Source organism: Bhargavaea massiliensis (assembly GCF_050480245.1).
GTDB lineage: Bacteria > Bacillota > Bacilli > Bacillales > Anoxybacillaceae > Anoxybacillus.
Map to the genome: position 1 here is coordinate 74,161 of NZ_JBCNEQ010000063.1, position 22,304 is coordinate 96,464.

Annotated in this window: 27 protein-coding genes and 1 other annotated feature; all 27 genes read left to right on the forward strand. The window is 42.4% G+C overall.

All coding sequences use genetic code 11. From position 1 onward, the window contains the following. The first annotated feature begins 57 nt into the window (after window positions 1-57). The 27 genes from ABEV15_RS11850 to obgE all read left to right on the forward strand — a co-directional run bounded on the left by ABEV15_RS11850 (window position 58) and on the right by obgE (window position 22,293). Window positions 58-1,284 (forward strand): hypothetical protein, encoded by a 1,227-nt coding sequence (locus tag ABEV15_RS11850; protein WP_498853324.1) that lies wholly within the window; start codon window positions 58-60, stop codon window positions 1,282-1,284. Continuing rightward, a complete protein-coding gene (locus ABEV15_RS11855) occupies window positions 1,281-2,027 on the forward strand; it encodes a PRC-barrel domain-containing protein (protein ID WP_498853325.1) in 747 nt (248 codons plus the stop codon). Before ABEV15_RS11850 ends, ABEV15_RS11855 begins: the two co-directional genes overlap by 4 nt. A gap of 13 nt (window positions 2,028-2,040) precedes the next feature. Then, window positions 2,041-3,327 (forward strand): VanW family protein, encoded by a 1,287-nt coding sequence (locus ABEV15_RS11860; protein ID WP_498853326.1) that lies wholly within the window; start codon window positions 2,041-2,043, stop codon window positions 3,325-3,327. Further along, complete coding sequence (locus ABEV15_RS11865; protein WP_498853327.1) at window positions 3,324-4,985, forward strand: GspE/PulE family protein; 1,662 nt, start codon at window positions 3,324-3,326, stop codon at window positions 4,983-4,985. The genes ABEV15_RS11860 and ABEV15_RS11865 overlap by 4 nt, the downstream gene beginning before the upstream one ends. 118 nt (window positions 4,986-5,103) lie before the next feature. Beyond that, entirely contained in the window at window positions 5,104-6,138 is a 1,035-nt protein-coding gene (locus tag ABEV15_RS11870; RefSeq protein WP_498853364.1) for a type IV pilus twitching motility protein PilT, read from the forward strand. Between the two features lie 5 nt (window positions 6,139-6,143). Beyond that, window positions 6,144-7,355 carry a type II secretion system F family protein gene (locus ABEV15_RS11875; protein ID WP_498853328.1) on the forward strand — a complete coding sequence of 404 codons (1,212 nt, stop codon included), beginning with the start codon at window positions 6,144-6,146 and terminating at the stop codon, window positions 7,353-7,355. A gap of 76 nt (window positions 7,356-7,431) precedes the next feature. Further along, entirely contained in the window at window positions 7,432-7,884 is a 453-nt protein-coding gene (locus ABEV15_RS11880) for a prepilin-type N-terminal cleavage/methylation domain-containing protein (RefSeq protein WP_498853329.1), read from the forward strand. A gap of 11 nt (window positions 7,885-7,895) precedes the next feature. Next, window positions 7,896-8,654 carry a prepilin peptidase gene (locus tag ABEV15_RS11885; RefSeq protein WP_498853330.1) on the forward strand — a complete coding sequence of 253 codons (759 nt, stop codon included), beginning with the start codon at window positions 7,896-7,898 and terminating at the stop codon, window positions 8,652-8,654. Window positions 8,655-8,666: 12 nt separating this feature from the next. Next, window positions 8,667-9,635, forward strand: coding sequence for a type IV pilus biogenesis protein PilM (gene pilM, locus ABEV15_RS11890; RefSeq protein WP_498853331.1), 969 nt, complete (start codon window positions 8,667-8,669; stop codon window positions 9,633-9,635). After that, the gene (locus ABEV15_RS11895; RefSeq protein WP_498853332.1) at window positions 9,619-10,200 is read left to right on the forward strand and encodes a PilN domain-containing protein; all 582 of its coding nucleotides are present in this window, start codon (window positions 9,619-9,621) and stop codon (window positions 10,198-10,200) included. Before pilM ends, ABEV15_RS11895 begins: the two co-directional genes overlap by 17 nt. Then, on the forward strand, window positions 10,197-10,823 hold the full coding sequence (locus ABEV15_RS11900; RefSeq protein ID WP_498853333.1) for a type 4a pilus biogenesis protein PilO: 627 nt from the start codon (window positions 10,197-10,199) through the stop codon (window positions 10,821-10,823). The genes ABEV15_RS11895 and ABEV15_RS11900 overlap by 4 nt, the downstream gene beginning before the upstream one ends. Window positions 10,824-10,835: 12 nt before the next feature. After that, the gene (locus ABEV15_RS11905) at window positions 10,836-11,288 is read left to right on the forward strand and encodes a type IV pilin protein (RefSeq protein WP_498853334.1); all 453 of its coding nucleotides are present in this window, start codon (window positions 10,836-10,838) and stop codon (window positions 11,286-11,288) included. A gap of 94 nt (window positions 11,289-11,382) precedes the next feature. Continuing rightward, window positions 11,383-12,150 carry an SPOR domain-containing protein gene (locus ABEV15_RS11910; RefSeq protein ID WP_498853335.1) on the forward strand — a complete coding sequence of 256 codons (768 nt, stop codon included), beginning with the start codon at window positions 11,383-11,385 and terminating at the stop codon, window positions 12,148-12,150. Window positions 12,151-12,262: 112 nt separating this feature from the next. Continuing rightward, window positions 12,263-12,832 (forward strand): Maf family protein, encoded by a 570-nt coding sequence (locus ABEV15_RS11915; protein WP_429632575.1) that lies wholly within the window; start codon window positions 12,263-12,265, stop codon window positions 12,830-12,832. Window positions 12,833-12,860: 28 nt separating this feature from the next. Then, entirely contained in the window at window positions 12,861-13,535 is a 675-nt protein-coding gene (gene radC / locus ABEV15_RS11920) for a RadC family protein (protein WP_003396335.1), read from the forward strand. Window positions 13,536-13,619: 84 nt separating this feature from the next. Further along, window positions 13,620-14,642 carry a rod shape-determining protein gene (locus ABEV15_RS11925; RefSeq protein WP_006320433.1) on the forward strand — a complete coding sequence of 341 codons (1,023 nt, stop codon included), beginning with the start codon at window positions 13,620-13,622 and terminating at the stop codon, window positions 14,640-14,642. A 19-nt stretch (window positions 14,643-14,661) separates the two neighbouring features. Then, on the forward strand, window positions 14,662-15,519 hold the full coding sequence (gene mreC, locus ABEV15_RS11930; protein ID WP_429632578.1) for a rod shape-determining protein MreC: 858 nt from the start codon (window positions 14,662-14,664) through the stop codon (window positions 15,517-15,519). Further along, a complete protein-coding gene (mreD, locus tag ABEV15_RS11935) occupies window positions 15,519-16,043 on the forward strand; it encodes a rod shape-determining protein MreD (RefSeq protein ID WP_429632580.1) in 525 nt (174 codons plus the stop codon). Before mreC ends, mreD begins: the two co-directional genes overlap by 1 nt. A 78-nt stretch (window positions 16,044-16,121) precedes the next feature. Next, a complete protein-coding gene (gene minC / locus ABEV15_RS11940) occupies window positions 16,122-16,772 on the forward strand; it encodes a septum site-determining protein MinC (protein WP_498853365.1) in 651 nt (216 codons plus the stop codon). Window positions 16,773-16,774: 2 nt separating this feature from the next. Beyond that, window positions 16,775-17,581 carry a septum site-determining protein MinD gene (minD, locus tag ABEV15_RS11945; RefSeq protein WP_429635190.1) on the forward strand — a complete coding sequence of 269 codons (807 nt, stop codon included), beginning with the start codon at window positions 16,775-16,777 and terminating at the stop codon, window positions 17,579-17,581. 86 nt (window positions 17,582-17,667) lie between these two features. Further along, entirely contained in the window at window positions 17,668-18,396 is a 729-nt protein-coding gene (locus ABEV15_RS11950; protein WP_498853336.1) for a peptidoglycan DD-metalloendopeptidase family protein, read from the forward strand. Next, window positions 18,389-19,252 carry a M50 family metallopeptidase gene (locus tag ABEV15_RS11955; protein WP_498853337.1) on the forward strand — a complete coding sequence of 288 codons (864 nt, stop codon included), beginning with the start codon at window positions 18,389-18,391 and terminating at the stop codon, window positions 19,250-19,252. The genes ABEV15_RS11950 and ABEV15_RS11955 overlap by 8 nt, the downstream gene beginning before the upstream one ends. A 44-nt stretch (window positions 19,253-19,296) precedes the next feature. Beyond that, window positions 19,297-19,375: a sequence feature (ribosomal protein L21 leader region), on the forward strand. A 14-nt stretch (window positions 19,376-19,389) separates the two neighbouring features. Then, window positions 19,390-19,698: a 50S ribosomal protein L21 gene (gene rplU, locus ABEV15_RS11960; protein ID WP_429632588.1), complete on the forward strand. Its 309-nt coding sequence runs from the start codon at window positions 19,390-19,392 to the stop codon at window positions 19,696-19,698. 10 nt (window positions 19,699-19,708) lie between these two features. After that, the gene (locus tag ABEV15_RS11965) at window positions 19,709-20,044 is read left to right on the forward strand and encodes a ribosomal-processing cysteine protease Prp (RefSeq protein ID WP_429632590.1); all 336 of its coding nucleotides are present in this window, start codon (window positions 19,709-19,711) and stop codon (window positions 20,042-20,044) included. Between the two features lie 13 nt (window positions 20,045-20,057). Continuing rightward, entirely contained in the window at window positions 20,058-20,348 is a 291-nt protein-coding gene (gene rpmA, locus ABEV15_RS11970) for a 50S ribosomal protein L27 (protein ID WP_003396301.1), read from the forward strand. Between the two features lie 89 nt (window positions 20,349-20,437). Beyond that, a complete protein-coding gene (locus tag ABEV15_RS11975; RefSeq protein WP_498853338.1) occupies window positions 20,438-20,986 on the forward strand; it encodes a Spo0B C-terminal domain-containing protein in 549 nt (182 codons plus the stop codon). A 20-nt stretch (window positions 20,987-21,006) separates the two neighbouring features. Then, the gene (gene obgE, locus ABEV15_RS11980; protein WP_429632594.1) at window positions 21,007-22,293 is read left to right on the forward strand and encodes a GTPase ObgE; all 1,287 of its coding nucleotides are present in this window, start codon (window positions 21,007-21,009) and stop codon (window positions 22,291-22,293) included. The last annotated feature ends 11 nt before the right edge of the window (window positions 22,294-22,304 follow it).

The window sequence follows — 22,304 nt, forward strand, 5'->3', positions numbered from 1 at the left end:
TTTATTATACAATATGTTAGAGTTAAGCGTTGTATCATGTTGAATGGGGGGAGCGATTTGCCGTATTTATTTTTCGCTATCTTCTTTCTCATCTTAATCCCCATCTATATTCGGTTGCCTTTCGGGTGGACAAAAAAAGGGATCGTAGTTTTATTAACGGTTGCTTGTTTATTAAGCGCCTTTGGCATGATTGCCGTAGAACAATTTCCACTTTGGCAAGCGGCGTTATTTCTTTTACTTTTAGTGATTGCTAGCACATATTTACTTGAGCAAAAGCTCGGTCATTTATTTTATGCACGCATTCATGAGCATGATTTGATTGTAGCGGACGATGTAGAAGATGAGCAAAAAGAAGAACCGTTATTTATCATAAAAGAAGTGGCGGCAGAAAAGCAGGAGGAGGACCTTCAGCAAGAACAAACGGAAGAAACGGAATTCAAATGGCTTGAACGCCATTGGCCAGAAGAGGTTGAACAACATGTTTCCATTGAGCCGCTTCGCAATGATGGATATGATCATATCATTGAACCGTTAGCCGAAATGGACGACGTGATTGAGCCGCTACATATAGTAGACAATGACGGTACAGATGTAAATAACGAACGTCATGAGCTGGACGATGAACGATGGGTTGATTTGTTAGACGAAGAAAGCAATGAGCTAACATATAATCAACCTTTGTTTGAAACAGAAGAAAATGAGTTGCTTAACATGGACGAGCTTGCTGTTGTTGACGAGATAAACGATCATTTTGTCGATGAAAAAAATGAAATCGAGACAGTTATAGAAGATGATGACGTAGTAGATGGACAGCAAAATGAAATGGAAATGATTCCAGTCGTTGAAGAGGATGCTATTGCTGAAAAACAGCAAGATGAAGCGGAAAGCATTCCGATCGTCGAAGAAGCGATTGTGTATACGGACGAAAAACCGTCTGCATATAATGAAACGATAGCGACAGAAGAAGGCGATGAAGCGATACGTATGCTTCCAAAACCGTTCATGAAAAATTTACTCGCTTCTTTATACGCCATGCGTCCGTTATTATCGGACGAGGAATATGAACAGCTTATTCATAAACATTTACATCCTCGTTTACATGAACAAGATTATTATACATTTGCGAATGTATTAATGGAGCATTACGTTGCCTCGAAACAATATGAAAAGCTATATGATTTTGCGAAACAATTGTACGGGCAATATGAGCCCTATCCAATCATTCAACAACAATTAACATACATGATTCATTACGCTGAACAAAAAATGGGGTGGAAAAAATGAAAAGTAGTGCACAAGTTATCGGTCTTCCAGTCATCAGCATTCAAAACGGAGTTCAACTTGGACAAGTGAAGTCACTTGTTGTAAACCCAGAAAAAGGAACTGTTGACTTTTTGATTGTTGATCAAGAAAATTGGGAAATTAGTATGAAAGCGATTCCGTTCCGAAATGTGATCGGAATTGGGGAATTTGCGGTAACGGTTGAAGAAGAGCGCGCTGTTCTCGATTTAAACGTCATTCCTATTGCGAATGAGCTTGTCAATAAAAAAATTGCGATTAAACAAGCGAAAGTGATGACAAGAAAAGGTCAATTGCTTGGAGAAGCAACAGAATTTTATATTGACGAAGAAACGGGACAAATTACGGGTATTGAAGTACAAATCGGAAACGACTCTCGCATCGTTCGTGCCGATCATGTGATTACATACGGAAAAGAGCTGTTAATCGTTCATGAACATGCGCAACAAGAACTCGTCTCCAATGTTGACGCGTTATTGTCGCTAAAAGGAACACAGGTCGAGCCGCCCATTGAACAAATGCTTCCAGAAACGGTAGGGAACGAGCTAGATGAATTACGTCAAAAACAAATTCAAATGTTAACAGGAAAGCGGGTATTAAAAGATATTGTGGATGCAAATGGGGAAGTATTCATTTCAAAAGATACGATCTTAACGAAAGAAGATGTCATGCGCGCGCAAGAAGAAGGCCCAGACGTTGTTATTGAGCTATCTATGAATGTCGAGTAAGGAGGCGTATGCTGTGCGCCAAATCGTTTCACTCAAGCTATTTTTTACGTTGCTCATTACCGTTTCATATTTACTCGCTAGTACAAAAGTGGCAACGTGGGCGTACGAGTCGTTTGTTAGCGGAGACAAATTTGCCGAAGGAACGATGATCGGGCCGATTGACGTATCAAATCGTTCATATGAAGAAGCGCATGAACAAATCAACCAAAAAGTGAACGAGTGGAAGCAATCAGCAACGGTGACGCTCGTGCTAGAAGGAAAAAAGGTCACGGTACAAACGAATCATTTTACGTTTCATATCGAGGAGAGCATGAAACAAGCGGTGAGCGGAAAGCGCACCCCTCTCCTCGTTTCTGTTGACGGACAAGCGTTGCAAGACGCCATTTCTTCTATTGGTGCATCAAGTGATTGGATTGATGTGGAGAAGGTAAAAAATCAATTAGAACGAGCAGCGGCTTCGCTTACATCTGCTCAACTATCGCTTCAGCAATACGTTCGGGAAGATATGCAACAAGAAACGGTTTTATCGCAGGCCACGATTCCATTGCATGAAGAGCTTCGTGTCATGTCACAAACGACCATTGTCGTTGAGCCAAAACAAGTATTTTCTGTTTTGGACTTTTTTAAAAAACAAGGTTTAGGTATATCTAAAGAAGCGATGACGCTATTTGCATCTGCACTATATGAGGCGATAATACCGACAAATTTTGAAGTTGTTGAAAGGCATACGAGCGCTGTATTGTCAAACGGAGTGAAAGCAGGATTTGAAGCGGCCGTTGAACAAAATAAAAGGGACTTTATTTTTTTTAATCCAAACGATCGAGCGTACACGTTCGAATGGAAAATGGAAGGCGATCAAATGCAAGTGACTTTGATCGGCTCACCTTTTATTTATCAATACGCGCTAAAAACAGGCCCGATCGAGTATTATGATCCGAAAACAATTGTGCAATATAGTGCATTGTTGAAACCAAATGAAAAGCGAATGAAAGAAGAAGGAAAAAAAGGAATGCTTATTCGCCTATATAAAGAAGTGTACGATCGAAACCGCACATTAGTTGAAACAGTGCTCGTTTCGGAAGATTTTTACCCGCCGATTCATCGTGTGGAAGTGCGTGGATTACGGTCCGAGACAAGTGAGACACCAAATGAATCACCAAATGAACCACCAAATGAATCATCAGCACCCAATGAATCATCAACACCAAACGAAACACCTTCAACAGAACTAACAGAGCAAGAAGACATATGGGGAAATGAAAACGAGCAAATCAAAGGAAATGAGGGTGGGACCTCATGAAAAAACAAGAGCGAAAACGATTAGGTGATTTGTTAATTGAAGCAGGGCTCATTACGAAAGAACAACTTGAAGAGACGTTAAAAGAAAAGGCGCCTGGACAAAAGTTAGGCGATGCGTTGTTGCAGCGAGGGTACATTACAGAACAACAATTAATTGAAGTATTAGAGTTTCAACTCGGCATCCCACACGTCAGTTTATATCGGTATCCGATTGATCCGAAATTAACGAACCTTGTACCGAAAGAATTTGCGAAACGAAATATGCTTATTCCTTTAAAGCAAGAAGGAGATCGTTTATTTGTTGCGATGGCAGATCCGATGGATTTTTTTGCGATCGATGATTTGCGCCTGTCGACAGGTTTTCATATCGAAGTGGCCATTGCCTCAAAGGACGATATTTTACGAGCCATTAATAAGTATTATGATATTGATGATTCGGTTGAAGAGTTTTTAAACATCGCTCCTCAACAAGAGGTGAGTGAGCAAGAGAAGCTTGTTGAAGATGACTCGCCGATCGTCAAGCTTGTCAATCAAATTTTACAAATGGCAGTTGAACAGCGAGCTAGTGATATTCATATTGACCCACATGAGACGAAAGTCGTTATTCGTTATCGCATTGACGGAATTTTACGGACAGAGCGAGCGTTGCCGAAACATATGCAAGGAATGTTAACGGCGCGCATTAAAATTTTAGCGAATATGGACATTACAGAACATCGTGTCCCACAAGATGGGCGCATTAAAATGAACATCGATTTTCATCCGATTGATTTGCGCGTATCGACGTTGCCGACGATTTACGGCGAAAAAATCGTCATGCGCGTGCTTGATTTAGGGGCAGCGTTAAATGATTTAAATAAGCTTGGCTTTAATAAAGTTAATTTACAACGGTTTATTCAACTCATTGAACAGCCGACAGGCATCGTTTTAATTACAGGGCCAACTGGTTCAGGAAAATCGTCGACACTTTATGCCGCGTTAAACCGTTTAAACGGGGAACATGTGAACATTATTACAATTGAAGATCCAGTTGAGTATCAGCTTGAAGGAGTCAACCAAATTCAAGTCAATCCAAATGTCGGGATGACATTTGCGGAAGGGCTGCGCTCCATTTTACGTCAAGACCCGAACATTATTATGGTAGGGGAAATTCGCGACCGGGAAACGGCGGAAATAGCTATTCGTGCGTCGTTAACAGGACATCTAGTGTTAAGCACGCTGCATACGAATGACGCATTAAGCACGGTCGCGCGTTTAATTGATATGGGCGTTGAGCCGTTTTTAGTTGCAACATCGCTATCTGGTGTTGTGTCGCAACGTCTCGTGCGCCGCGTTTGTCGAGATTGCCAAGAGGAACATGAACCGACGAAGCGGGAGGTGGACATTTTTGCTCGCCGTGGTTTGAAAATTGAAAAAGTGATGCGCGGTCGTGGCTGCCCAACGTGCAATATGACCGGATATAAAGGACGTATTGCCCTGCATGAATTAATGGTCATGTCTGATGAAATGAAAAAGGTCATTTTAAATGGCGAACCGCTTTCGAAATTGCGTGAAATAGCGATAAAAAATAAAATGATTTTTTTAATTGATGACGGATTGTTAAAAGTAAAACAAGGGTTGACGACAACAGAAGAAGTGTTGCGTGTAAGCATTGTATAAGGTCATTCAGCGATTCGACGGATACACATATCGAAGGGAGGGAATGAACATTGCGTAAGGTGCAATTCCTCCCCGTGCCTAAAGACAGGGGCTTCCTTGCGTAAGTTTCGTGATGAGCATGAAACAAAAAGTAGATGCGATGTTGCGTGCTGCATTTGAATTAAAAGCATCTGATATTCATGTGACGGTCGGTATTCCCCCTATTTTTCGCATCAATGGGGATTTAAAACGATATGGACAAGACGTATTGTCACCAACCGATACGGAACAAATGGCGAAAGCGATCGTTCCCGAAAAAATGTGGTCTCATTTTGAAGAAAACGGAGAGTTAGATTTGTCGTATAGCCTTTCGGGCGTTTCGCGTTTTCGTGTTAACGTGTTTAAACAACGAGGCTGCATATCGCTTGCTATTCGCATTGTGCCGACAAAAATTCCATCGCTTGACGAATTGCAACTACCAGATGTGTTAAAAAAGATGGTTACAAAACCTCAAGGGCTCATTCTTGTGACGGGACCGACGGGGAGCGGAAAATCAACAACGTTAGCTGCAATGATTGATTATATGAATAAAACGATGCGCAAACATATTATTACGCTTGAAGATCCGATTGAATACGTGCATAAACATGGCGGATGTGTGATCGATCAGCGCGAAGTTGGAACGGATACGAACAACTTCGCAAACGGGTTGCGGGCAGCGCTTCGTCAAGACCCGGACGTCATTTTAGTTGGTGAAATGCGCGATTTAGAAACGATTCAAGCAGCCATTATCGCCGCAGAAACAGGACATCTTGTTTTCGGGACGCTTCATACGTCAAGTGCGCCTGCGACGATTGACCGAATCATTGATGTATTTCAACCAGAGCAGCAAGCACAAATTCGTATTCAATTAGCGACGGTTTTAGTTGCGATTATTTCACAACGATTATTCCCGCGCGCACAAAAAAACGGAAGAATTGCAGCAACAGAAATTTTAATCAACAATGCAGCCGTTGCGAATTTAATTCGCAACGGGAAAATTCATCAAATTCCGAGCGTCATGCAAACGAACCGTGCGCTTGGCATGCATACACTTGAGGCGAACATTAGAGAGCTTGTCGAACAAGGACTGATTGCAAGAGAAACGGTTGAGCCGTACTTGCAGGAAGGGTGATAAATATGGCGCAATTTCGCTATGAAGCGCGTGATATGCGCGGACGAGTAAAAAAAGGGACGATTGTAGCTTCGTCGCGACGAGATGTCATCATAAAACTGCGCGAACGACGATTAAAAGTCATTGATGTACGCGAAGTGCCACAAACGTTATTAACGAAAGAAATTACATTCGGTAACCCTGTGAAGCTGCAACATTTCGTTATTTACTTGCGTCAATTTGCAACGTTGTTAAAAGCAGGGGTAACGATTGTCGACGCCACTCGTATTTTAGCCGAGCAAACGGAAAGCAAAGCGTTAAAAAAAGCGCTAACGCATATTGAAGAACAATTAAGAAGCGGACAACCGTTATCTACGGCGATGACCGATCACCCGAATATTTTTCCTCCGCTCGTCATCAACATGATTCGGGCTGGAGAAGCGAGCGGAAATATGGAAGAGACGCTTGAGAGGCTCGCCGATCATTTTGAAAAAGTGCACCGAACGCGGCAAAAAATTATTTCCGCTTTGGCTTATCCTGTTGTTGTTGGCATCATTGCGGTCATCGTCGTCATCTTTTTGCTCGTTCAAGTCGTTCCGACGTTTGTTTCGATGTTTGCAGATTTCGGTGCTGATTTGCCAGCAATTACGAAGTTTGTGCTACGTGCAAGTGAAGTGATGCAAACGTATTGGTGGGGCGTCATTTTACTTATGTTGATCATGTACGGCTTACTTCTATTGTTAAAAAAGCAAAAAAAGACGAAATATTATTTAGATGTAATCGTATTACGAATGCCGATTTTTGGAAGCATGATGCAAAAAGCGGTGCTTGCCCGCATGACGCGCACATTAAGTTCGCTTTTTTCAAGCGCGGTCCCGATTTTACAGGCGCTTACGATCGTTGAAAAGGTTGTAGAAAACGAGGTGATTGCTCGCGTCATTCGCACATCGCGTGATGCGCTCGAGCGTGGAGAATCGTTGACCGAGCCGATGAAGCGGCATTGGGCGTTTCCCCCTCTTGTAACACAAATGATTGCGATCGGAGAGCAAACAGGCTCGCTCGATGCGATGCTTGCGAAAGTTGCTGACTTTTATGAAGCGGAAGTCGAAGCGGCTACCGATCGTTTAAAATCGCTTATTGAACCGCTTATGATCGTATTGCTTGCTAGTGTCGTCGGGACAATCGTCACCTCGATTTTAGTCCCGATGTTTGATATATTTAATCATATTCAACAATAAAACTAGTACTTTCCAACTAGATTGCTTATCGTGTAAAATGATAAGAGAAGACAAAAAAATGCAAAGGGGATAGAATATGTTAAAACGATTTATTCGTAACGAAAAAGGTTTAACGTTAATTGAGTTATTGGCAGTTATCGTTATTTTAGGAATCATTGCAGCGATTGCGATTCCGAGTGTAGGAGCGCTAATCGACAATTCGAAGAAAGATGCCCACATTTCGAACGCTAAACAACTTGTAAATGCAACAAGATTAGCGATTACGGCAGATACGTCAAATACGAATAAAGCTAAGTTCACTATGACTGAACTTGTCAACGGTGGTTATTTAGAAAAAGTGCCAAAATCTCCTGGGGATGAAGGGGATTACGATGGGACAAATAGTTTTGTTACTGTAACTAAAGATTCCAATGGAAACCTAAGTTACAAAGTCACCCTTGCTACTGCTGATCCTAACTCGCATAAATATATTGATGACAAAGATCCAGAGAAACTAACTAGAAAGGATGTTACATTAAAAAAACCATAGTGTGATCTTATATGATTGAATTAATGTATGTTTACATTTTCCTCCTCGGTCTTCTTCTCGGTTCTTTTTATAACGTTGTTGGGTTAAGGGTGCCGAGAGGGGAGTCGATTGTTGCGCCGCGTTCGCATTGTCCGTCTTGTAAGCGAACGTTAACGACGTTTGAGTTAATTCCGGTTGTTTCGTATGTGTTACAAAAAGGGAAATGTCGCGCATGTTCGGCGCGCATTTCCTTTGTTTACCCATTCGTTGAGCTGTCCACAGCGATATTGTTTACGCTTGCTCCACTTTTTGTCGGTTGGTCAGCGGAAATCGTCGTTAGTTGGACGCTCATTTCTTTATTTGCTAGCGTTTTCGTTTCAGATGTGCATTATATGATTATTCCAAACCGTGTTTTATTATTTTTTGCCCCACTTCTTCTTATTGAGCGTCTATGGTTTGCGCCGCTTACTCCGTGGTGGGATAGTTTGTTAGGCAGCATCGTTGGATTTTTGATGTTATTTATTATCGCGCTCGTAAGTAAAGGTGGCATGGGCGGTGGAGATATTAAACTATTTGCAGTGATCGGTTTGGCGCTTGGGGTAAAATTAACGGTTTTAGCATTCTTTTTATCGACGTTCGTTGGGACGATGTTTGGTCTGATTGGCATGGCAATAGGACGTGTGAAGCGTGGCGAACCGATGCCATTTGGACCAGCCATTGTTGTTGGTACGCTGATCGCCTATTTTTTTGGTGAAGCGATGATTGAGATGTATGTAAAGGTTATGATGTAAGGAGAACAAACTATGCGGCTTTTTTCGATGAAAAATAAAGTGGGCAACATTGTCATAAAAGACCACGTCATTCGCTATGTAGAGCTAAAACAACAAAAACCGCTCGTCTTGCATACGTGCGAGGAATGGCCGCTTCCAGAAGGGATTGTGTGCGACGGAAAAATTGTTAATGAAGAACAGCTTACCGAAGTGTTAGAACAATGCGTGGACGAATGGAAAATAAAACGTCGCCGCGTTCGTTTTCTCGTTCCTGATCCGCTCGTCGTCATTCGAAAAATATCGTTGCCAAAAGACGTGGACGTCGAAGATATACGCAGTTATTTATTTATGGAAATTGGCGCGACCATTCCACTTCCGTTTGAAGATGCGGTATTTGATTATGCGGTGCTTGAAAAAACGAAAGAAGCGCTCCACGTTTTATTATTTGCAGCTCCAGAAGCAAACGTGGTGCAATATGCAGAACTGTTTGAAGCAGTTAAATTAAAACCGATTGTGGCCGATATTTCTCCGCTTAGTTTATATCGCTTATTTTACACGTTTGATTTAGCGAACGACATCGATCACTTTTTATTTGTTCAATTTGATTTATCATCGTTAAACGTTAGTGTCTTTCATCAGCACCGTCCGATCTTTACTCGTCAGTTAGCGTTTGATTCACAGTGGACATATTGGGAAAAAACGAATGAAGGATGGAAATGGTTAAAGGAAGGACAACCTGAACGTCAACTGGAAGATGTATACAAAGAGTTAGAACGTGTCATGAACTTTTATCGTTTTTCATTGCAAAAGGGCGAAGCGCAAATTACGCGCATCGTTATAACCGGCGATCATCCACTCATTCATACGTTTTCCCATTTGTTACAAGAGCGGCTTGATGTTGTTGTAGAAATGTTAACGTTGCCGCTTGCGATTGACCCTGCTTACTATTTGCCAATTGGACTCGGATTAAAAGAGGGTAATGGACATGTTAGTAGAAATTAATTTACTGCCGAAACGAGAACGGAAATCGCAACTCATCCCGCTTTTATCAATTGTGGTGGCTATGTTATTGATCGTTGGTGCGACAACGTTTTATGTCATTGTGCAGCGCATGGAGCAACAAATTACACAATTAAAAACAGAGTTGGATCAAACGAAAGCGCTACGCATCGCCGAAGAAGAAAAACAAAAAACAAAAACGAACGCATCCGTTGGCGCACAGTTGCAAGAAGCGATTCGATGGGCGGAACAATATCCTGTTCATACGGTCGAGCTTTTACATGAATTGATTGAGCGATTGCCAGAGCGCGGGTTTTTAATGAATGTTTCGTATGCTCGCGATGGCGTCATTCAGCTGGCTGTTCAATTTGATACAACACGCGAAAGTGCCGCATATTTACAAGCGTTAAAAGATGCATCGTTTATCGCTGACGTGAAGCTGACAAGCTTAACTGCAACAGAAGGAAAGACGGAAGAAGAAGGGACAATGCCACGATATATCGGGCAATTTTCCGTTCAACTCAATATGGAAGAATGGAAAAAACAGCAACAAGGAGGGGAAACATGAGAAAAGGATTAATGATCAGCCTCTCTCTCTTGTTGTTTACATTGCTGTCATTTGCGTTATATATATATGTGTATAAACCGCTCGATGATCGCAGAGAGCAGCTGCAAACGGAATTACAAATGGAAAAAAAGTTGTTACAAACGTTACAAAGTAAACAAACGCCAGACGAGTTGCGCGTCAGCATCGTCGAACTGCAAAAACGCATTCCTGTTCAACCGTTTATTGAGCAGTTTTTATTAGAAATTGAAAAAGCAGAAGTCGTATCAAATAGTGTGGTGTTGTCGCTTACATTTCAAGAAGGAGAAAACGTTGAAGGTCCTCCAACGCCTATTCAAAAATTGACGGTCAATATGGCGGTTCGGTCTCCTTCTTATTTTGCGCTCGAACAATTTATTGACGTACTAGAGCGATCGAAGCGCATCGTTTCTGTTGATTCATTATCGTTTACAGGATATGAAGAATGGACGACAGTGATGGATGAAGTGCCAGAGCTGTCTTATTCCCTTACGGTTTCAACGTTTTATGCACCAGAGTTGCGTCAATGGATTGAGCAATTGCCACCGCTTGACCTACCACAACCGAGTGAAAAGCGAAATCCATTTCCTTCACTAACGGATCAATAAGGGGGCGGTGGGATGCAAGATGAGCGCGGAATGACGTTAATCGAACTGTTAGCTGTCGTTGTGATTTTGAGTATTTTAATGATGATTGCGACCATTTCTGTCATTGAGGTAATAAAAAAGTCGCGCGATCAAGCGTTTGTTGCGGCCGCGTATTCGCTCTATGAAGCGGCACGTCTTCATGTCGGCGCACAAAAGGTAGAGTTTTTAACGCCGAATCAAAGCGAAACGTTGACGTACAAACAATTAGTCGATGATGGGGTGTTTGAACCGATCATTGATCCATACACATCGAAACGGTTGCCGCCAAATGATGATTCGTACGTTATTGTGACAAAACAAAGCGACGGCACGATGGCTTATGCCGTCTGTTTAAAAGGAGAAACGAAGCAAATTTGTAAAGAAAAGGGGGTGCCTGTCGATCAATTGTCGGTACGTGACATTCAAGATCGAAAGCGCGAAATTTGACGAAAACCTTCCGCGACGAGACGACAAATGTCTCGTTCTTTTTTTCTTTTTTTATGTTACGATGAGCAAAGAATGATAGCGGGAGGGAGAAAAAATGGACAAGCCGGCAAAAAAAGCGATTATTATTAAAGTGAATGGCAAAGAACAACCGTACACGACTGCGATGAGCACGTTACCGCAATGGTCAAGTGAGCAAAATGAGGAACAAAGCGAAGAACAACATGATTTCATTGAATGGGATAAACAATATAGAACAAAACAATCACCTTGGCGTTCGTTTGCGCTTGCGATTGCTTTAGCTATCGTTCTTGGGACAAGCTTCGGGTTATTTGTGTTAACGATCATTCCGACAACAGAAAGTAAACCGGCATCGACAGCAACGTTACAACAAGAGCTGTCGAGTGCACAAATGACGGAGGAGGTTTTTGTCGTTCAAGGAGGAGCGTTTCAAGACGACGAAGCAGCGAGTGAGTATGTACAAAAAATAGAAGCTCAACATCGTCCGAGTGTTACGGTTGGAAAAAGTCCTGTTTACGTGTTTTTAGGGATGGCATTGACAAAAGAAGAAGCGAAACAAATGGCAAGCTTATATGAACCGCTCGGAATTGACACATACGTGAAACCGTGGAATGTATCCATCGATGAAAAAGAAAAAGAAGCGTTTTTTACCATCGTTTCTTTTATTAGCAAGTTGCTAGCTGGGCAACAACTTGTTAATGAACAGTGGAAACAGCTACAGTCGTATTCGTTTCATAACGAACATATGAAAAAAGCGTATGAAGCGCTTCAAACTTTTCAACAAACAAACGACAACGCCCAACTATGGAAAGCACAACAACATATATTAAACGTTTTACAATAAGAAGCGATTTGCTTCTTTTTTTTTGTCGAACCGTTGTTTATTGTGTATAAATTTGGTACGATACAAGTGTATCTTCCTTGAAACAAATGCTCATGACAGAAAGGTGATGACGATGCAACTTGTGTTAGCTTCTAGTTCTCCTCGTCGAAAACAACTTCTTCGTATGCTTGGACTTCCGTTTGACATCCTCGTCAGCGATGTCGATGAATCATTTGATGCTCAGTTATCCCCTAGTGAAATTGTACAGCAGCTCGCGTATAAAAAAGCTAATGCGGTATGGCAACAAGCAAGCGATGCGTGTGTCATCGGTGCAGATACGATTGTCGTATGTGAAGGAGAAGTGCTTGGAAAGCCAGTAAGCGAACAAGACGCTTTTCGCATGTTAAAACGTTTATCAGGGACGACGCATGAAGTATGGACAGGAGTAGCAATTTGCACGAAAAAAGAATGCGTGACGTTTGCTGAAAAAACGGACGTCACATTTTGGCCGCTCACAGATGAAGACATTTGGGCGTATATTGCAACGAAAGAGCCGCTTGATAAAGCAGGGGCATATGGCATTCAACAACGTGGAGCGCTTTTTGTTCAAAAAATCGATGGCGATTATTTTTCTGTTGTTGGTTTGCCGATCGCTAAACTTGCCCGCGAATTAAAAAAATTCGGATTTTACCCATTTCGTTAAAAAACGGTTAAAATAGAGGGGGGAACGTATGCTTATTCGTCATGTTCCGCCCGATGACCGTCCGCGTGAACGCTTGCTTTCTGAAGGACCGCAAAGCTTATCAAATCAAGAACTGTTAGCGATATTGCTTCGCACGGGGACAAAGCAATATTCTGTTCTCACACTTGCACAACATTTACTCACCCATTTCGAAGGACTTCGTCAGCTAAAAGATGCGACTATCGAAGAAATGACAAGCATTAAAGGAATCGGAAAAACAAAAGCGATTCAAATTATTGCAGCGCTTGAACTTGGTCGGCGCGTACACCAGATGCAATATGACGATCGCTACGTCATTCGCTCGCCAGAAGACGGTGCGCGTTATGTCATGGAAGATATGCGTTTTTTAAGCCAAGAACATTTCGTTGTGTTATATTTAAATACGAAAAACCAAGTGATGCATAAAAAAACGGTATTCATTGGCAGTTTAAATGCGTCGATCGTTCATCCGCGCGAAGTATATAAGGAAGCCATTAAACGTTCAGCTGCTTCGATCATTTGTATTCATAATCATCCGTCAGGAGATCCGACACCGAGCCGCGAAGATATTGAAGTGACGCGCAGACTCGTTGAATGTGGTCGTCTCGTTGGCATTGAGCTGCTCGATCATTTAATTATTGGTGACAAAACATATGTGAGCTTGAAAGAAAAAGGATATGTGTAAACCATTCTCTTTTCATCACAATTGCGTTATAATAAATGTCATGAGTTTTTGAAAGCATTTTGTTTCAGAAAGGAAGATACGAACATGTTTGGAATTGGATCAAGAGATCTTGGAATAGATTTAGGTACTGCAAATACGCTTGTATATGTCAAAGGAAAAGGAATTGTTTTGCGCGAGCCTTCTGTCGTTGCGCTACAAAAAGATACGAAGCAAATTGTTGCGGTCGGTAATGAAGCAAAGCAAATGATCGGGCGTACACCAGGAAATGTTGTCGCACTCCGCCCGATGAAAGACGGAGTTATTGCCGATTATGAAACGACAGCCATTATGATGAAGTACTACATTAAGCAAGCAACGAAAAACAGCGGATTGTTTGCTGGAAAGCCATACGTGATGGTGTGCGTGCCGTCAGGGATTACGGCAGTAGAAGAGCGTGCAGTCATCGACGCGACGAGACAAGCAGGGGCTCGCGATGCTTATACGATCGAGGAGCCATTCGCAGCTGCGATCGGTGCGAATTTGCCTGTATGGGAGCCGACAGGAAGCATGGTCGTCGATATCGGGGGTGGCACAACGGAAGTCGCTGTCATTTCTTTAGGTGGCATTGTAACGAGCCAGTCTATTCGTGTGGCTGGTGATGAAATGGATGAGGCGATTATTCAATATATTCGTAAAACGTACAATTTAATGATTGGGGAGCGCACAGCGGAAGCGATTAAAGTCGAAATTGGCTCAGCAGGCAATCCGGAAGGAATCGGAAGCATGGAAATTCGCGGTCGAGATTTATTAACAGGCTTGCCAAAAACGATTGAAATTCATGCGGAAGAAATTGCAGAAGCGTTGCGCGATACAGTATATGCCATCGTTGATTCCGTGAAAAATACGCTTGAAAAAACGCCGCCGGAGCTTGCAGCGGACATTATGGATCGCGGAATCGTTTTAACTGGTGGAGGAGCGTTGTTGCGCAACTTAGATAAAGTCATTAGCCAAGAAACGAACATGCCGGTCATCATTGCTGAAAATCCGCTCGACTGCGTCGCGATTGGCACAGGAAAAGCGCTTGATCATATTCATTTATTTAAAAATAAAGCGCGAGACCATCGCTAATGCGTAAGAAGGTGTCGTCATGCCGAAATTTTTCTTAAACAAACGGCTGATTATATTGCTCGTGAGCATCATGGTTCTCGTCGCCCTGATCGGCTTTTCATTGAAAGAACGAAGTGAATTAACATGGATGGAAAAATTCGTAAAAGACACCGTTGTTTTTATACAATCTATCGTGCATAAGCCCGCACAGCTCGTTGCGGGCTTCTTTGAAAATGTAAACGATTTGCGTCATACATATGAAGAAAACAAGCGGCTAAAGGAACATTTAGAGCAATATGTACTTTTACAGTCAGAAGTTGAATCGCTAAAAAAAGAAAACGAGCGATTGCGTGAGCTGCTTGATAAAAAAGAAAGTTTACGTGATTTTGTCGCCATTCAAGCGACGGTCATCGGGCGCAATCCGGATCGTTGGGAAGAGACGTTGATTGTTAACAAAGGCTCACAACACGGTGTGAAAAAAGATATGGCCGTCATTACGCCGCAAGGATTAATTGGCAAAGTGCGCAGCGTATCACCATTTAGCGCAACGGTGCAGCTACTTAGCGCAAAAGATCGGCAAAATCGCGTTTCCGCGTTTGTTCAAGGGGATGAAAACGTATTCGGTTTAATTGAAGGATATGATCAAGAACGAGAAGCGTTGCTGCTCAAACGCATTCCGTATGATGCAAAAGTAAAAAAAGGACAGCGTGTGTTTACGTCAGGACTCGGTGGGATTTTTCCAAAAGGATTATTTATCGGGGAGATTGAAGAAGTCGTTGCGGATGAGTACGGGCTTACCCAAATTGCCTATATCGAGCCAGCAGCGAATTTTTATGATATTGATGACGTCATAATTGTGAAGCGGAAAATTGAAATGTCGCAAGAGGAGGAAGAATAATGAACCGCTTGTTTCTTCCTGCCCTTGTTACCGTTGTGTTTTTATTTGAAAGCATCGTTGTGCAATTGCTTTCTCATCCGTTATTTGATGTTTATTTGCTCGTTCCGCGTTTATTGCTCGTTTTCATTGTGTTTATCACAATTTTCATTGGACAAGCAGAGGGAATGACGTATGGATTCATATTTGGCCTGCTATATGATGTAACATATACGGAACTGTTAGGCGTTTATGCTTTTGCTTTTCCGCTCATAGCTTATTTAATTGCGAAAGCGATGAACATCTTTCACAAAAATGCATGGACAGCTTCCTTTTTTGCGATCGTTGCCATCGCATGTGTCGAATGGTACGCATATGCCATCCAACTTGTGATCGGCAGGACGATGATGCCGGTTCAAACGTTTTTGCAGGCGCGCTTTTTACCAACGCTGTTTATTCATACAATTGTCATTTTAGTGATCGCTTATCCGTTAAAACAAACGTTGTTAAAGTGGCATGAGAAGCGGGGCGAGTCGTCAGCAATGTGAAGGAATACAAAAAAACGCGGAGAACTATTCATTGAGGTGAAAGTCGTGGCTGGCAAAGAAAAAAGAACATATGTGTCGATGAAAGGGACGAAAGAAGGACTGACGTTGCATCTTGATGATACGTGTGCTTATGACGAATTGTTAAAGCAAGTGGACGAATTGTTGACGACAACAACTCGTGATGAAGAAGGTCCGTTTGTTGCGGTGCACGTTCATGTTGGCAACAGATATTTGACGCGCGAACAAGAAGAACGGCTGCGCGATGTGATCCGAATGAAAAAAAATTTAATCGTTCACTCGATTGTAAGCAATGTGATGACGAAACAAGAAGCATTGGAATGGAAAAAGAAAAATGAAATTGTATCTGTTGCGAAAATCGTTCGTTCTGGACAAGTGTTGCACATCGATGGGGACTTGCTTTTAATTGGTGATGTGAATCCTGGCGGGACGGTTATTGCGACAGGAAATATTTTTATATTAGGGGCATTACGTGGCATCGCACATGCAGGGTACGATGGAAATCGGCAAGCGATTATTGCTGCATCCGTCATGAAGCCGACACAGCTGCGCATTAGCGATGTGATGAATCGGGCGCCAGACTATCGGAGCGACGAAGGAAATGAAATGGAGTGCGCTTATATTGATGAACATAATCAAATTGTTGTCGACCGGCTCCAATTATTGATGCATTTACGTCCGAATTTAACTCGGTTAGAAAGGAGTTTTTGACAGTGGGGGAAGCGATTGTTATTACTTCTGGCAAAGGCGGCGTGGGCAAAACGACAACGACGGCAAATCTCGGCACTGCGCTGGCGCTGTTAGGAAAGCGCGTCTGTCTTGTTGATACCGATATCGGTTTGCGCAATCTTGATGTCATTATGGGATTGGAAAATCGCATCATTTACGATCTTGTCGATGTCGTCGAAGGACGTTGTACGATTCAAAAAGCGCTCGTTAAAGATAAACGATTCGAAGATCGTCTCTATTTACTACCAGCTGCCCAAACGAGCGACAAGTCTGCAGTGACACCTGAACAAATGAAACAACTTATTGACGATCTAAGACAAGATTACGATTATATTTTGATTGACTGCCCAGCAGGTATTGAACAAGGGTATAAAAACGCTGTCGCTGGAGCGGATGAGGCGATTGTCGTCACGACACCAGACATTTCAGCTGTGCGCGACGCTGATCGGATTATTGGTTTGCTTGAGAAAGAAGAGCATATGAAACGCCCGCGTTTAATTATTAACCGCATTCGTAGCCATATGTTAAAAAATCATGATATGTTGGATATTGATGAAATCGTCATGCACTTATCTATTGATTTGCTCGGTATTATTGTTGATGACGAGCATGTCATTAAAGCGTCAAACAGCGGTGAGCCGATTGTACTTGATCCAAATAGTAAAGCATCTTTAGCATATCGCAACATCGCTCGCCGCCTTCTCGGTGAATCGGTGCCGCTTATGTCGCTTGATGATGAAGAACAAAAAGGCTTTTTCTCGAAAATTAAAAAACTGTTTAGCGCGCGGTAGCACTTCCGTTTGGGAGTGCTTTTTTCATTCATATCTTTCCCATTTCCCCATACATATAATACAAATAGGACGAGAGGGGTGGGAAGATGAGCGATCGAATTGAACATATTCGAAAGCGAATCGCGAAGCGGAAAAAGGAGCGGGAACGCTACGTTCAAACGATGTTGACGGATTGGAGTGAAGAGGAAAAGTACGGGAATCCGACCGTTGTGACATATGACAGCGAGCGGGAACCGCCGCTTTTTCGCAAAGATATATTTTTATTCAAAGGCTTGCTTGCTGCGCTTTTATTTTTTGCCGTTGCGATTTTATTTCGATATGACTCTCCAAAAGTCGAAGGTGCGCGTACATTCGTCAAACAAGTAATGGAAAAAGACTTTCAATTTGCGACCGTTGCACAATGGTATGAAAAAACATTCGGCAAGCCGCTAGCGTTTTTTAACGTAAAAAAGCAAGAAGGGACAACGACAACATATGCCTTCCCTGCTTCAGCGCGCGTTGTGGAAACGTTTGAACATAATGGACAAGGCATTGTCATCGAAACCAATCAAACAATTGAAGCGGTTGAAGAAGGTATTGTCGTATTTGCAGGGGTAAAAGAACCGTACGGAAAAACAGTTGTTATTCAACATGCGGATGGAAGTGAAACGTGGTATGGGAAGCTATCAGCCATTTCAGTAAAGTTATATGATTTTGTTGAGGCAGGAAAAGAAATAGGCAAAGCAGCCGCAAATGATAAAAAAGGAATATTTTATTTTGCCATTAAACAAGGGGATCATTTTATTGATCCTGTTCAGGTGATTTCCTTTGAATAAATGGTTATCTATTTTTACGAATATTCATATTCATCCGCTTTTTTGGTTCATTGCGCTCATTGCGATTATGACGGCCCAATTTCAGACGCTTCTTTTGTTGTTTTGGATTGTGCTTTGGCATGAGCTTGGGCATGTTGTCGCGGCACATCTTTTTTCGTGGCGCGTGAAACGCATCCTGCTTTTGCCGTTTGGGGGGGTGGCTGAAATGGATGAGCACGGGAACCGCCCGTTCCATGAAGAATTTATCGTTACAATCGCAGGTCCATTTCAGCATATTGTTATTTTTTTTATTGCGTACATTGCTCATTATGTGAATATTTTATCAGATGAGTGGTACAAGCAATTGCTTGAGTATAATTTATCCATTTTACTCATCAATTTATTACCGATTTGGCCGCTCGATGGAGGAAAGTTATTGTTCCTTTACCGTACAATGCGTACATCGTTTCGAAGGGCGCATGAACAAGCGCTTTATGCGTCGATCTTTTTTTTAAGCGTATGTTTTATCTGTTTATTGACGATGGCGCCGATGCAAATCAATTTATGGATCATTGTTTGTTTTTTAGCACATGCCATTTGGTTTGAATGGAAGCAACGAACGTACGTATGGATGCGCTTTTTACTTGAAAGATATTACGGCAAGCGGATTGAATATCGAACGCTAAAACGTCTCGTCGTTGATGCAAACGATCCGTTATTTCGTGTTCTTCTTTTATTTCATCGCGGAAAAAAACATGCGATTATTGTGCGGAAAAATGAAATCGAGATGGAACTCGATGAAAATGAATTGTTATACGCCTATTTTCATGAGAAGCGAACAAACGAACCGATTGGCCATTTGCTTTATACGTATTGACAATTGTTTTCTTTTTATGCTATCATCTTCTATGTTGTGTAGCACCCGTGCTACAACCGCTCAGCTAAGGCTTTTTAAGCGTTCGCTTGAACCGCCTCGCAGCTGGCGAGTCTGAGTCTAATTTAGGAGGTGCAAATATGTACGCGATTATTGAAACTGGTGGAAAACAAATTAAAGTACAAGAAGGCCAAGCCATTTACATCGAGAAAATCGATGCAGCGGAAGGCGAAACAGTAACATTTGACAAAGTGTTATTTGTAGGTGGCGAAAACGTCAAAGTTGGCAAACCTACAGTCGCTGGCGCAACAGTAACGGCGAAAGTTGAAAAACATGGTCGTCAAAAGAAGATCATCGTTTTCAAATATAAGCCAAAGAAAAACTATCGTCGCAAGCAAGGTCATCGCCAACCATACACAAAAGTTGTTATCGAAAAAATTAACGCATAAGGCGTAAGCGATGATTCGCATAACGATTAATCGAACGGCAGAAGGGACGATTCAGTCCTTCACGATTAGCGGACACGCCCAGTTTGCGAAGCGTGGACAAGATATTGTATGTGCAGGTGTATCAGCCATTTCGTTTGGTGCGGTCAATGCGATCGTCGCCTTGACGAACGTGAAACCGATCATTCAACAAGGAAAAGACGGCTATCTTCATTGTGAACTTCCGACAATTGAAGATGCGAAAGTGCTTGCCGATGTGCAGCTTCTTCTTGAAGGAATGATCGTGTCGCTCCAAACGATTGAGCGTGATTACGGCAAATACGTCAAAATAACGACGAAAACGTTGTAGGAGGTGACACGACATGTTGCGTTTAGATCTTCAGTTTTTCGCATCGAAAAAAGGGGTAGGTTCAACAAAAAACGGTCGTGATTCGATCGCAAAACGTCTTGGCGCGAAGCGTGCAGACGGTCAATTCGTTACAGGCGGTTCGATCCTTTATCGTCAACGCGGAACGAAAATTTATCCAGGATTAAACGTAGGACGCGGTGGCGATGACACACTTTATGCGAAAGTTGACGGCATCGTTCGTTTTGAGCGCATGGGTCGCGATCGCAAAAAAGTGAGCGTATATCCTGTTGTGAAAGAAGCATAAGAAAGTGGAAAACTCTAACCGACTTGGTTAGGGTTTTCTTTTTGTGGGCGTATGCTATAATTATAGTCAAAATGTTTATGGGAGAATAAATGATGGAGAAGCGATGGACGATTGTGGAGGCATTGCGCCATTCCCGGCATGATTGGCTCAATAAAATTCAATTAATTAAAGGAAATTTATCTTTACAGCGCATCGATCGTGTCAATGAAATCATCCAACAAATTATCATTGAGGCTGAAAATGAAGCGAAGTTAACGAATTTACAAACAGCGCAGTTTGCTGAATTGCTTATGACGTATCATTGGCAAGCACGTCATATTCAACTAGAGTATGAAGTATTAGGAGAACCGCGTCCGTTACATGCATATGATCATATGCTCGTTACATGGTGTCATTCATTTTTACATATGCTTGAGGAATGTTCTTCTCCGCATGTTGAAAACTATGTAACGATTACGATTGATTTAACAGGGAGAGATGTGCGCCTCTTTTTTGATTATCGTGGTATGCTTCATGAACATGAGAAGGTAAAAGAATGGCTCCAAAAACATAGTCGGTATGATGCGTTAACGATTTGCGAACATGTGATTCATGAACATGAATTAACAGTGTGTGCAATCGTTCATCTTTTTAAATAAAAGATCGGAGGAGAAAAACGATGTTTGTTGATCAAGTGAAAATATACGTGAAAGGTGGCGACGGTGGAAACGGAATGGTTGCGTTTCGGCGCGAGAAATACGTGCCAAAAGGCGGCCCAGCTGGAGGAGATGGTGGAAAAGGCGGCGATGTTGTATTTGTTGTTGACGAAGGATTGCGTACGTTGATGGATTTCCGCTACCAACGCCATTTTAAAGCGCCACGTGGCGAACATGGCATGTCGAAAAATCAACATGGAAAAAATGCCGAAGATTTAATTGTTAAAGTGCCGCCAGGAACGGTTGTCATTGATGATGAGACAAAAGAAATCATCGCTGATTTAACGGAACATGGGCAGCGATTTATCGTGGCGAAAGGTGGTCGGGGCGGCCGAGGGAATACTCGTTTTGCGACCGCATCGAATCCGGCTCCGGAAATTGCTGAAAATGGGGAGCCAGGGCAAGAACGATACGTGACGTTAGAATTAAAATTGCTCGCTGACGTTGGACTTGTTGGTTTTCCAAGCGTCGGCAAATCCACGCTACTGTCTGTCGTTTCAGCGGCAAAACCGAAAATTGCAGATTATCATTTTACGACGATCGTTCCAAATTTAGGCGTCGTTGAAACCGAAGATGGTCGTAGTTTTGTCATGGCCGATTTGCCAGGTCTTATTGAAGGGGCGCATCAAGGTGTTGGGCTTGGGCACCAATTTTTACGTCATATTGAACGGACGCGTGTCATCGTTCATGTCATTGATATGGCCGCGATTGAAGGACGCGACCCGTACGAAGATTATTTAGTCATTAACGAAGAATTAAAACAGTATAATTTACGTTTAACGGAGCGACCACAAATTATTGTTGCGAATAAAATGGATATGCCAAATGCGGAGGAAAATTTGCGACAGTTTAAAGAAAAATTAAACGAAGACGTTCCGATTTTTCCAATTTCAGCAGTGACGCGCCAAGGGGTTCGCGAACTTTTATTTGCCATTGCCGATCTGCTTGAAACGACGCCAGAATTTCCGCTTTATCCACAAGAGGAAGAAGCGATTCATCGCGTTGTTTACAAGCTTGAAAAAGAAGAAACACCGTTTCATATTACGCGTGATGATGATGGAACGTTTATTTTATCAGGCGAAAAAATTGAAAAGCTATTTAAAATGACCGATTTTTCACGAGAAGAGTCAGTACGTCGCTTTGCGCGCCAATTGCGTTCGCTTGGAGTGGATGACGCGCTGCGTGCTCGCGGTGCGAAAGATGGCGATATTGTGAAGCTATTGGATTACGAATTTGAATTTGTCGACTAATGCGAAAGGGG

Excerpts from the sequence above, each read along its gene's own strand:
- mreD (WP_429632580.1), top strand. The coding sequence starts at position 15,519 with ATGAACCGCTTGTTTCTTCCTGCCCTTGTTACCGTTGTGTTTTTATTT.
- ABEV15_RS11875 (WP_498853328.1), top strand. The coding sequence starts at position 6,144 with ATGGCGCAATTTCGCTATGAAGCGCGTGATATGCGCGGACGAGTAAAA.
- ABEV15_RS11895 (WP_498853332.1), top strand. The coding sequence starts at position 9,619 with ATGTTAGTAGAAATTAATTTACTGCCGAAACGAGAACGGAAATCGCAA.
- ABEV15_RS11880 (WP_498853329.1), top strand. The coding sequence starts at position 7,432 with ATGTTAAAACGATTTATTCGTAACGAAAAAGGTTTAACGTTAATTGAG.
- minC (WP_498853365.1), top strand. The coding sequence starts at position 16,122 with ATGAAAGGGACGAAAGAAGGACTGACGTTGCATCTTGATGATACGTGT.
- ABEV15_RS11855 (WP_498853325.1), top strand. The coding sequence starts at position 1,281 with ATGAAAAGTAGTGCACAAGTTATCGGTCTTCCAGTCATCAGCATTCAA.
- rplU (WP_429632588.1), top strand. The coding sequence starts at position 19,390 with ATGTACGCGATTATTGAAACTGGTGGAAAACAAATTAAAGTACAAGAA.
- ABEV15_RS11910 (WP_498853335.1), top strand. The coding sequence starts at position 11,383 with ATGGACAAGCCGGCAAAAAAAGCGATTATTATTAAAGTGAATGGCAAA.
- obgE (WP_429632594.1), top strand. The coding sequence starts at position 21,007 with ATGTTTGTTGATCAAGTGAAAATATACGTGAAAGGTGGCGACGGTGGA.
- ABEV15_RS11965 (WP_429632590.1), top strand. The coding sequence starts at position 19,709 with ATGATTCGCATAACGATTAATCGAACGGCAGAAGGGACGATTCAGTCC.
- ABEV15_RS11885 (WP_498853330.1), top strand. The coding sequence starts at position 7,896 with ATGATTGAATTAATGTATGTTTACATTTTCCTCCTCGGTCTTCTTCTC.
- radC (WP_003396335.1), top strand. The coding sequence starts at position 12,861 with ATGCTTATTCGTCATGTTCCGCCCGATGACCGTCCGCGTGAACGCTTG.
- ABEV15_RS11925 (WP_006320433.1), top strand. The coding sequence starts at position 13,620 with ATGTTTGGAATTGGATCAAGAGATCTTGGAATAGATTTAGGTACTGCA.
- rpmA (WP_003396301.1), top strand. The coding sequence starts at position 20,058 with ATGTTGCGTTTAGATCTTCAGTTTTTCGCATCGAAAAAAGGGGTAGGT.
- ABEV15_RS11975 (WP_498853338.1), top strand. The coding sequence starts at position 20,438 with ATGATGGAGAAGCGATGGACGATTGTGGAGGCATTGCGCCATTCCCGG.
- pilM (WP_498853331.1), top strand. The coding sequence starts at position 8,667 with ATGCGGCTTTTTTCGATGAAAAATAAAGTGGGCAACATTGTCATAAAA.
- ABEV15_RS11865 (WP_498853327.1), top strand. The coding sequence starts at position 3,324 with ATGAAAAAACAAGAGCGAAAACGATTAGGTGATTTGTTAATTGAAGCA.
- ABEV15_RS11950 (WP_498853336.1), top strand. The coding sequence starts at position 17,668 with ATGAGCGATCGAATTGAACATATTCGAAAGCGAATCGCGAAGCGGAAA.
- ABEV15_RS11900 (WP_498853333.1), top strand. The coding sequence starts at position 10,197 with ATGAGAAAAGGATTAATGATCAGCCTCTCTCTCTTGTTGTTTACATTG.
- ABEV15_RS11915 (WP_429632575.1), top strand. The coding sequence starts at position 12,263 with ATGCAACTTGTGTTAGCTTCTAGTTCTCCTCGTCGAAAACAACTTCTT.
- mreC (WP_429632578.1), top strand. The coding sequence starts at position 14,662 with ATGCCGAAATTTTTCTTAAACAAACGGCTGATTATATTGCTCGTGAGC.
- ABEV15_RS11905 (WP_498853334.1), top strand. The coding sequence starts at position 10,836 with ATGCAAGATGAGCGCGGAATGACGTTAATCGAACTGTTAGCTGTCGTT.
- ABEV15_RS11870 (WP_498853364.1), top strand. The coding sequence starts at position 5,104 with ATGAAACAAAAAGTAGATGCGATGTTGCGTGCTGCATTTGAATTAAAA.